General features: G+C 57.3%; 8 protein-coding genes. 4 read left to right on the forward strand and 4 right to left on the reverse strand.

The window, feature by feature from the left end:
• The coding region (locus tag ABJQ89_RS07310) for an FAD binding domain-containing protein (RefSeq protein WP_348495598.1) at positions 1-742 on the forward strand (742 nt) is incomplete at its 5' end.
• A 55-nt stretch (positions 743-797) separates the two neighbouring features.
• On the opposite strand, the gene ABJQ89_RS07315 is transcribed toward ABJQ89_RS07310, so the two are convergent.
• Positions 798-1,562, reverse strand: a complete 765-nt coding sequence (locus tag ABJQ89_RS07315; protein ID WP_348495599.1) for an alpha/beta fold hydrolase — start codon at positions 1,560-1,562, stop codon at positions 798-800.
• Between the two features lie 95 nt (positions 1,563-1,657).
• Here ABJQ89_RS07315 and ABJQ89_RS07320 point away from each other — a divergent pair, with 95 nt between their 5' ends.
• Entirely contained in the window at positions 1,658-2,032 is a 375-nt protein-coding gene (locus ABJQ89_RS07320; protein ID WP_348495600.1) for a hypothetical protein, read from the forward strand.
• On the opposite strand, the gene ABJQ89_RS07325 is transcribed toward ABJQ89_RS07320, so the two are convergent.
• Together ABJQ89_RS07325 and ABJQ89_RS07330 are read right to left on the reverse strand one after the other, a co-directional pair.
• Positions 1,971-2,867: a DUF817 domain-containing protein gene (locus ABJQ89_RS07325; protein ID WP_348495601.1), complete on the reverse strand. Its 897-nt coding sequence runs from the start codon at positions 2,865-2,867 to the stop codon at positions 1,971-1,973. The two genes, ABJQ89_RS07320 and ABJQ89_RS07325, sit on opposite strands and share 62 nt — an antisense overlap.
• 32 nt (positions 2,868-2,899) lie before the next feature.
• Positions 2,900-3,655 (reverse strand): YHYH protein, encoded by a 756-nt coding sequence (locus ABJQ89_RS07330; protein ID WP_348495602.1) that lies wholly within the window; start codon positions 3,653-3,655, stop codon positions 2,900-2,902.
• Positions 3,656-3,820: 165 nt separating this feature from the next.
• Here ABJQ89_RS07330 and ABJQ89_RS07335 point away from each other — a divergent pair, with 165 nt between their 5' ends.
• Complete coding sequence (locus tag ABJQ89_RS07335; RefSeq protein WP_348495603.1) at positions 3,821-4,591, forward strand: HAD-IIB family hydrolase; 771 nt, start codon at positions 3,821-3,823, stop codon at positions 4,589-4,591.
• A gap of 15 nt (positions 4,592-4,606) precedes the next feature.
• Positions 4,607-5,827: a glycosyl transferase gene (locus ABJQ89_RS07340; RefSeq protein ID WP_348495604.1), complete on the forward strand. Its 1,221-nt coding sequence runs from the start codon at positions 4,607-4,609 to the stop codon at positions 5,825-5,827.
• On the opposite strand, the gene ABJQ89_RS07345 is transcribed toward ABJQ89_RS07340, so the two are convergent.
• Positions 5,824-7,288 (reverse strand): sugar phosphorylase (locus ABJQ89_RS07345; RefSeq protein ID WP_348495605.1); only part of this gene is annotated, 1,465 nt, incomplete at its 5' end. The genes ABJQ89_RS07340 and ABJQ89_RS07345 overlap by 4 nt on opposite strands.

Here is a 7,288-nt window from a genome sequence, read left to right on the forward strand (position 1 = left end):
AGTCGCGGCTTTGGGCGCGGACGAGGCGCAGGCGCTGGGCGGTGGTCAGACGTTGATCCCGACAATGAAGCAGCGTTTGGCGAGCCCGTCTGTTTTGGTGAGCCTGTCTGGCATTGCGGATATGCAGGGCATTGATGCGAGTGGCGGTACGCTGAGCATTGGCGGCGCGACAACGCATGGCGCTGTTGCGGCGGGCGCGTCAAGCTATCCAGCGCTGGCGGCCTTGGCGAGCCATATTGGCGATCCTGCGGTGCGCGCGCGTGGCACGATTGGCGGGTCTTTGGCCAACAATGATCCATCGGCGTGCTATCCGTCGGCGGCCTTGGCGTCTGGCGCGACCATTAAGACGAATGCGCGCGAGATTGCGGCGGACGATTTCTTTGACGGGTTGTTCACGACGGCCCTAGAGGAAGGCGAGATCATCACAGGCGTTGACTTCCCGATCCCAGAAGCGGCGCATTATGAGAAGTTTGTGCAGCCTGCGTCTCGCTTTGCGTTGGTCGGTGTTTTTGTTGCCAAATATGCGGACGGTGTGCGCGTTGCGGTGACAGGCGCGTCCGAGGATGGCGTGTTCCGTTGGAGTGACGCAGAAGCGGCGCTGAGCGCGAATTTCAGCGCGGATGCGTTGGACGGTTTGAGCGTTGATGCGGATGGCATGATTGGCGATCTGCACGGCACCAAAGAGTATCGCGCGCATTTGGTGAATGTGATCACCAAGCGGGCGGTTGCGGCTGCGGGTTAAACGCCAACCCATGAACATTTGAGCGCGCGTCTTTCTGAGGAGAGGCGCGCGTTTTTTATGCGTTGTAGTCGAGGAAGGCCTTCATTGAGGCCTCGAACGCGCGGGGTTGTTCGGCGTGGAGCCAATGACCTGCGTCTTGGATTTTGGCGAATTTGGCATTGCTAAAGAGCGCGCGGATTTTGTTGCGGTGCTCTGGCAGGACGTAGTCCGAGTTTGCGCCTGAGAGGAACAGGGTGAGGCCCGCGTAGGCGCTGTCGATTTCCGGGAAGCTGAGGATTTTTTCCATGTCGCGTTCCAGAGCATCGAGATTATAGAGCCAGCGTTTCTCCTTCACGTCGAGGGATTGGGTAAAGAAGGATTGCAGCGCTTTGTCTTCGACGTTTTGGGCGAGTTGTTCGACAGCGTCGGCGCGGCGCTCAACGCGGGTGAGATCAACGGCGCGCATCGCATCGATGAAGTGTTGCTGCGAGTGGCCATAGGTGACGGGCGCGATATCTGCAACGAGCAAGCGCGCGACTTTTTCGGGTTGTGTAAGCGCGAGTGTCATAGCGGCCTTGCCGCCCATCGAGTGGCCCACCAGATCAACGGCGCCGCCATGCGCGTCGATCACAGTTGCAAGATCGTCGGCCATGTCGAAATAGCTGTGCGTGTCTGCGGCAAAGCTTTGCCCGTGGTTGCGCATATCAGGGGCGATGACGCGGCGCGTCTCGGACAGGCGTTTGGCGATCACATTCCAATTGCGCGCAGAGCCGAAGAGGCCATGCACGATCATCACAGGGGGGCGGGCGGTGTCGGTGCCGTAGGTGAGGGTATTGAGCATGGTTGAGGCCTAACGCGAAAAGGGGACATGTTCCAGTGGTGCTTGCTTGAGGCTGGGTAGTTGGGGCGCTAAAGTCGGGCGGTAAGGGGCGATTCATGGCAGAAGATCAGAGCATTGAAGCAATTGAGCAAAAAGCGCTGGCCGCTTTGCGCGCAAAGCTTGGTATTCGTGCGCGCAGTTTGCCCAAAGCGATGAAGCGCGCTGGTCGACGCTTGCCGAAAGATGCGCATCGTGCGGGGGATCAGATGATTGCCGCATTGGCGCAAACGACCCATCCCAAGCTGTCGCGTATGGTGGATATGGGCGCCGTGGCGCGCGCGTCGACGATCTTGCACATGCATTTGGACAAGATTGATCCAAAAGAGCGGCGCAAGGATTGGTGGTTGTCGCTTGCGGGTTCGCTGGCCTTTAATCTGTTGGGTGTGATTGCGCTTGTGATTGTTCTGTTGGCGTGGCGCGGCCTTTTGTAATTGGCGTTGCGATGAGCGCATCGCGCATGACCAATGTCACAGTGACGAAGCTGACATAGAGCAGTAGATACCATGATCCGAGTTTGGCAAAGCTGACGAGGCTGAGGCCATCTGTGCCCGCATATATCCAAGTGCCTGTCCCTGTTCCGACGTTTTCCGCAACCCAGAGGAAGAAGCTGGTGAAGAAAGCAGCGAGGGGGAGGGGCATCCAATAGTCGCGTTCGGCAATGCGGAACCAGATGCGGGTGCGCAGGAACAGCAGCAGGGTGGCGGCAAAGAGGAAGACGCGCATGTCCCAGATGTAATGGTGGCTGAAGAAGTTGATGTAGATCGCAGCGCCGAGGGCGAAGGTCATCCAGATCGGCGGATAAGGCGCGAACCGCATGTCGAAGATGCGGATGACCCGCGCCATGAACGAGCCGACAGAGGCGTACATGAAGCCCGAAAAGAGCGGTACGCCGTAGAGTTTCAGGATGGCGGGTTCTGGATAGGCCCAGCTGCCTGCGTTGACCTTGAAGATTTCCATCGCCGTTCCTGTGAGGTGGAACAGCAGGATGACGCGCGCCTCTGCGAGGGTTTCGAGTTTCAGGATTAGGAAAGCTGCTTGAAGCGCGATGGCGTAGATCACCAAGGCGTCATAGCGCGCGAGGGCCCAGCTGTCTTGCCAGATCATGTCAGACACGATCAAGCCGAGTAGCATGAGCGCGCCGAAGAGGCAGGCCCATGCTTGTTTGAGTGTGAACATCACAAGTTCGGTGATGGGCCGCGGCAGGTGGCGGCGCATTGCATCGCCAAGGCGGCGTTCTAAGCGGCGGGTCGTATTCTTCGTCGTCATCCCGCTTTAGTGGCACATGTCAGGCGCAGCGCCTACCGAAAGTTTGCAATCTTTGTGCCCCAGAGGCAGCGCGGGAAGTAGGGGTAGGCATCAGTGGCAAAGTAGACATATGTGCCGTCCATCGTAGCGCCATTGCATTGATCCAGATTGCCTGCGCCTGCGATGAATTCGAAATCTTCGTTATAGGTCCCATCATATGCGCCGCCCGGTTCGGTGGGGCGTGTGCCGCCCTTGAGCATATAGGACGGGCGCGCGTCGTCGCCGACGTAGTGGATTTCAAAGCCATCGGCGGCCCATCCGATGCGGGTGTCTTCGCTGGTTTGCACGACGGGTTCGGGGACGCCGTGGTAGTGATAAATCCCTGTGTGATCCACATGCGCGTTGTTATCATCTAGGCCGAGCATTTCACGGGCGCCCATGCCATCGAGGTTCCAACCGGAGCTGGCGTCGCGGGAATGGCCACGGGGGCTGCTGGCGTCATAGTAGTCTGCAGTGCCGGGGCGAATGACGACGCCGTTTTCCAAGATACCAACGGTGCGCCCGGGTTGGGGGGTGTCGGATTTGGTGGGCTCAAGGGGTAGGCACGCAGAGATGGTCTGTTCGCGTATTGTGTTTGGGTTGCCTTTGTTGGGGAACTGGCCGGTGCTGTGATTGGGAATGGAATTGGAGACGATGCAGATCTCGGATGCGGAGGTGCTGAGCTTCATGCTGTTCGTAGCGGCATAGAGTGCAGTGGCGAGGGTCACGGTTGTCGCAACTGCAACGGCAAATCGGGCGAAGGGGGGCATGGGGTTTCTCCTGTTCGTTGGGAATTATACGCGGGTGGCCCAAGTTTCCGTCGCGGGCGGGCGCGATTTTTTGGTCCTTGCCCATGTGGCGCCTAAACACTGTTTTTGGGGGACTGGTTGCGCTTCTGGGTAAATGTTCGCAAGCTTATTGTTATGACATTTCAAATGCCTCTGCTTGTATTTACGGACCTCGACGGAACTTTGCTCTCTCACGAGGATTACCGATGCGACGCTGCATTTCCTGCGCTGGAACGCCTTAAAACTATCGGTGCAGGGGTGGTGATGGCGAGCAGCAAGACGGCACCTGAGATCAGCGTATTGCGCGATGAGTTGGGTTTGCAGCAGTGGCCTGCCATTGTCGAAAATGGCGCAGGTCTGTTGGAACCCCATGAGGCGGGGGTGAAAGATGGTTCCATCTATGCCCGATTGCGCGCCGAATTGCTTAAAATTTCGGCAAGCCTTCGCGAGCAGTTTTGCGGGTTTGGCGATATGGACGTCGAAGAGGTCGCTGAGATTACGGGTCTTTCGCGCACTGCGGCTGGGCTTGCCAAAGAGCGGGCGTTTTCAGAACCGGGGATTTGGTCTGGTACACAGAGGGATAAAGCGGCGTTTCTTGCGGCATTGAGCGCCCAAGGGATATCAGCGCGCGAAGGGGGGCGGTTTTTGACGCTGTCGTTTGGCGGGACAAAAGCGGATCAAATCGCACAGATCACCAACGAGCTTGCCCCGCGCCATACGATCGCGCTGGGCGATGCGCCCAATGATGTCGAAATGCTCCAAGCGGTTGATTTTGGCGTCATCATTGCCAATCCCCATCGCGCGCCCTTACCTGCATTGAAGGGGGAGGCGTCCGGCAAAATTATGCGCAGCGCGCAAACCGGACCCGAAGGCTGGAACGCGGCGATCCTCGCGCATTTGACGCGTCTAAATTTGTAAAAAGGACACCATTACATGGCTGATTTCCATCAAAACGGAAACATCACCACACTACATAACTTGCGGACGAGATCGCTGGATGAGCTGACTTATGAGCTCGAAACCTTTGCTGCGAACCGCAACATGTCACTGGTGTTGCCATGTTTGTATTCCGAGCTGGAAACGCCTGCGATGCCCAAGATTTTGGCGGAGCTGTCGAAGGTGCCCTACCTTCACCGCATCATCATTGGTTTGGATCGTGCGGATGAGGCGCAGTATCGCCACGCCAAGGAGTTCTTCAAAGGATTGAACCAAAATCACATCGTGATTTGGAACGACAGCCCTCGGATGCTCGCGCTTGGGGCCAAGCTTGTTGAGATGGGGCTCGCCCCTTCTGAGCCGGGGAAAGGCAAGAATGTTTGGTCCGCCATTGGATATCTGATTGCCTGTGAAGACAGCGCCGTGATGGCGATCCACGATTGCGATATTCTGACCTACACGAACGAACTTTTGGCGCGCCTGATCTATCCTGTTGCGAACCCGAGCTTTCCCTATCAGCTGGCTAAGGGCTATTATGCGCGGGTTGGTCAGGATCGGTTGAACGGGCGCGTGTCCCGTTTGTTGGTTAGCCCGCTATTGATCGCCATGAAGAAGGTTATCGGAGATCGCGACTACCTCGATTATCTGCGCAGTTTTCGCTACCCGCTGTCGGGTGAATTTGCCATGCGCAGCTCGATGTTGCCAGACTTGAGGGTTCCCTCAGACTGGGGGCTTGAGATTGGTATCCTGTCTGAGGCTTGGCGCAATCTCGCGCCGCGCGCTGTGTGCCAAGTCGAGATTGCCGATCAATATGATCATAAGCATCAGGACCTGAGCGAAGAAGATGCCAATGCGGGGCTGAGCCGCATGTCGACGGACATTTGCAAAGCGATTTTCCGCAAGCTGGCGGCGGATGGCACCGTCTTTACGCCCAATGTATTCCGCACGTTAAAGGCCACCTATTATCGCAGCGCCTTGGACCTGCTTGAAGCCTATTACAACGATGCCAAGATGAATGGGCTATCGATTGATCGTCACAAAGAAGAGCGTGCGATTGAGCTGTTTGCCGAGAACATCATGCGGGCTGGTCAATTCTTCTTGGACAACCCGAATGAAACGCCCTTCATTCCCACGTGGAACCGTGTGCATTCCGCGGATCCCGGTTTCCTTGCGGAATTGCGGGCAGCGGCGGCAGCGGATGACGCGGAATATGTTTAACTGCGGTTGGTGATCCACATGCATTGATAAGGTTCGACGGTAATCTCTGATGCCGTCGTGTCGATGCTGGTGTTGCTGAGCAGGTCGATCCAATGCTGGTCTTCGATCAGGTTGAGCGCGGCTGCGGATATCGTCACGGCAGCGTCGCTGACATTGTGCAATGCAAAGATTGATTGGCCGCGATCGAGGCTTTGACGCCAGATGCCGAACACGCGGTCATCGCCCATGTTGACGGTGAATTGCGTCGCGTTGGGGTGGAAAGCGGCCTGTTTCTGGCGAATTTGCAAACGGTTAGAGAGGTCAGCCAACACGCGCGCTTGCGGTGTGGTTGGATCAGCCAAACGTTCGCGCAGGTTCGGGTAATCCCAGCGGTGACGGTTGATCGCACGGTTCATGCCACGGTGTTCTACGCTTTCATAATCGTTGGGCGTCGCGAGCATGGCGTGGATGTAGAAGGCTGGGATGCCCTCTAGCGACATAACAATCGTTTGAGAGCAGATGAAACGGTCATGATGGTGATCGTCCGCCCCTGCAAAGGTGCGCGACATCGCATCATAGAAGGTGGTGTTCAGCTCATAGGGGCTTTCGCCGCCGCCCGGGAGCGTGCGCATAGAGACCAATCCGCCGATGTCTTTGACGGTGTCGATCACCTGCTGTTTTTCGTCCTCGGGCAGCAATCCTTCGGCGGGGCGCATCCCGATACCGTCATGACTTGCGGTGAAGTTCAGATACGCACAGCCCATGGGTGCGGGCGGCATTGCGCGCTGCCAGCGGCGCAGATATTCGGCGTTGCCCGACATCATGGCGTGTAGAATGAGGGGCGGCAGTGGGAAATTATAGATTGCATGCGCTTCGTCGCCGTCACCAAAATAGCTGAGGTTTTCGGCCTTGGGCACGTTGGTTTCGGTCAACAAAATGATCTTTTCGCTGGCGAAATCGCAAAGCAAACGCATCAGTTTGATCACCGCATGGGTTTGCGGCAGGTGGATTGAGGGGGAGCCGATCTCTTTCCACAGGAAGGCCACCGCATCGAGGCGGATGATTTGGACACCGTTGTCCACATGCAGGCGAATGATCCGCAGGAATTCGAGCAAGACTTCAGGGTTGCGGAAATCGAGATCGATTTGGTCGTGGCTGAAGGTACACCAGACATGGCGCAGCCCGTTGCTAGTTTCCACCTCTTGCAGCAGCGGTGTCGTACGGGGGCGCACGACGTCGCGCAGGTCATCCTCGGGCGAGGCTTCGAAGAAGAACTTGTCGTAGGGGGCTTGGCCCTGACGGTAGGCGTTGAACCAGTTTCCCTGACTCGACACATGGTTCAACACGAGGTCGGACATGAGCGTGAAGTCTTGGGCGATGCGATTGATATCGGGCCAATCGCCGAGCTGCGGGTTCACCGCGCGAAAGTCGGACACCGCAAAACCATCGTCTGAGGTGTATGGGAAGAAGGGAAGGATATGC

The organism is Planktotalea sp. (genome assembly GCF_039984035.1).
GTDB lineage: Bacteria > Pseudomonadota > Alphaproteobacteria > Rhodobacterales > Rhodobacteraceae > Planktotalea.

Excerpts from the sequence above, each read along its gene's own strand:
- ABJQ89_RS07315 (WP_348495599.1), bottom strand. The coding sequence starts at position 1,562 with ATGCTCAATACCCTCACCTACGGCACCGACACCGCCCGCCCCCCTGTG.
- ABJQ89_RS07320 (WP_348495600.1), top strand. The coding sequence starts at position 1,658 with ATGGCAGAAGATCAGAGCATTGAAGCAATTGAGCAAAAAGCGCTGGCC.
- ABJQ89_RS07325 (WP_348495601.1), bottom strand. The coding sequence starts at position 2,867 with ATGACGACGAAGAATACGACCCGCCGCTTAGAACGCCGCCTTGGCGAT.
- ABJQ89_RS07330 (WP_348495602.1), bottom strand. The coding sequence starts at position 3,655 with ATGCCCCCCTTCGCCCGATTTGCCGTTGCAGTTGCGACAACCGTGACC.
- ABJQ89_RS07335 (WP_348495603.1), top strand. The coding sequence starts at position 3,821 with ATGCCTCTGCTTGTATTTACGGACCTCGACGGAACTTTGCTCTCTCAC.
- ABJQ89_RS07340 (WP_348495604.1), top strand. The coding sequence starts at position 4,607 with ATGGCTGATTTCCATCAAAACGGAAACATCACCACACTACATAACTTG.